The 2,175-nt window shown below is 72.8% G+C and carries 1 protein-coding gene; it reads right to left on the reverse strand.

What is annotated here, in order from left to right; all coding sequences use genetic code 11:
* Positions 1-258: 258 nt before the first annotated feature.
* Positions 259-2,070, reverse strand: coding sequence for an ATP-dependent helicase (locus EIO58_RS16665; protein WP_127820414.1), 1,812 nt, complete (start codon positions 2,068-2,070; stop codon positions 259-261).
* Between the last annotated feature and the right edge of the window lie 105 nt (positions 2,071-2,175).

A 2,175-nucleotide genomic window follows, 5' to 3' on the forward strand; every position in this document is an offset into this window, starting at 1 on the left:
CGCACCGCGTGGTGCCGCCGGGCACGGTCGCCACGCTCATGGCGGACGATGTCGCCCATGTTCCCGTCGTGCTCACCGGCACGGGCGCCGAGATCGGCCCTGTCGTCACGCCCGGTGTGACGGCGTGCCTTTCGTGCGTCGCCGCTCGCCGCCGCGACGACGACCCCGCGTGGCCCGCCATCGCGGCCCAGCTGATCGGGCGCCCCGTCGATGCTGACGGCGCGGTCGCGTGGGAGGCCGGCATCGTGGCGGGACGGCTCATCGAGGAGCGCGGGCGGAACCCTTCGCAGCCGAGGAACCGCTCGGTGACCCTGCGCGCCGGCTCGCTGCACCGGAGCGTGAGGGTGCACCGGCCGCACGCAGAGTGCCGCTGCCGATCTCTCGCAGAAAACGGGAGGGCGATCGCTCCCTTCCCCCTCGGGACCACGTCAGCGACAGCGTTCGCCCGGCCCGCGTGATTCCCACGTACGCGAGCCGGCGCTCTTCGTCCACCTGCTCGAAGGTCGTCGCGTACGAGATCGGCAGAAGGCCCTCGGCCACGCCGACGAGGTGGACGTGTCCCCACTCCAGGCCCTTCGCCGCGTGCAGGGTCGCGAGGGTCACCGTGCGCCTTGCCGGCTCGTCGTGGGTCTTCGCGCGGGCGGCGAGGTCGTCGGTGAACGCCCGCAGCGTCGTGCCCTCCGGCGCCTCCTGCGCCAAGCGCAGCAGCGCCGCGCGAGCCTCCCACGCGTCGCGGAGGGCTCCCCCGGCCTGCGGCGGGTCGTCCGTCAGACCGAGCGAGCGGAGGACGTCGCGCACCGTGTCGACGAGGCCTCCGTCGATCGGCGCGACCGAAGCGCCGCGCAGCGCCATGATCCCCTGCCGCACTTCGGGCAGATCGAAGAACCGGCGGCCCCCGAGCACGGTGGCGGCGATGCCCTCGTCGGCCAGGGCCGAGAGCAGCCCGGCCGACTGCGCGTGCGACCGATACAGCACTGCGATCTCGCGCGGGTCGATGCCGTCCGCGATCTGCGTCGAGATGCGCGCACCCACCGCGCGGGCCTCGTCTCGATCGTCGTCGAACCCTGTCACCGTCGGAGTCGCGGTCATCTCATCGACCGCCTGCTCGGCCGCCTCCGCGCTGCGGGGGTCCGGAGCGCCTCCGGCGGCGGCGGTGAGGTGCAGCGCGCCCGGCCGGCCCCGCATGAGCTCATTGGCGACGGCCAGGATCGGGGCGTCCGAGCGGTAGTTCGTCTCGAGGCGCACCAGCCGGGCCTCCTCGTACTTCTTGTCGAAGTCGAGCAGAAAGCGTGCGTCGGCGCCCGCGAACGAGTAGATGGTCTGGCTCGCGTCGCCCACGACGCAGAGGTCGCGCCGGTCGCCGAGCCACAGTTCGAGCAGACGGTTCTGCAGCGGCGACACGTCCTGGAACTCGTCGACGGTGAAGTGCCGGTACTGCTCCCTCACGGCCTTCGCCACCTGGGGCTCTGCCTCGAGCATGCCGGCGCACGCGAGGAGGACGTCTTCGAAGTCGAGCTGCCGGCGTTCGTCCTTCAGCTTCTCGTACGCGTGCTGCAGCGCCACCACCCGGTCGACGCCGAGACGCCCGACGCCTCCCGGCCGTGCCGCGGCGTAGTCGTCGACCCCGAGCATCGAGACCTTGCGCCACTCGATCTGGGACGCGACATCGCGCAGCGTCGCGACATCCGGATCGAGTCCGATGCCGTCCGCGGCATGCGCCAGCAGGCGCACCTTGTTGTCGACGATGCTCGGTGCGGTGTCGCCTGCGAGCGTCGGCCAGAAGAAGTTGAGCTGAGCGAGCGCAGCGGCATGGAAGGTGCGCGCGGCGACTCCTTCGACGCCCAGGGAGCGGAGGCGCCCACGCATCTCGCCCGCTGCCTTGGCGGTGAAGGTCACGGCCATGACGCGTCCCGGCGAGTAGGCCCCGGTGTCGACGCCATGGGCGATCCGATGCGTGATGACGCGGGTCTTGCCGGTGCCCGCACCGGCGAGCACCGCCACGGGGCCGCGCAGCGCGGTCACCGCCTCGAGCTGCCGGTCGTCGAGTCCGGCGAGGGCGCTGCTGCTCACGGCGCCGCGTGCCAGTCCGCGATGAGGCGGTGGGCGATCGACGCGCGGCCGGGAAGCACGACATCGCCCTCGCCCGCGAGCGCGCGGCCGATCTCGTCCCGCGTG

Source organism: Microbacterium sp. CPCC 204701 (assembly GCF_004010105.1).
GTDB lineage: Bacteria > Actinomycetota > Actinomycetes > Actinomycetales > Microbacteriaceae > Microbacterium.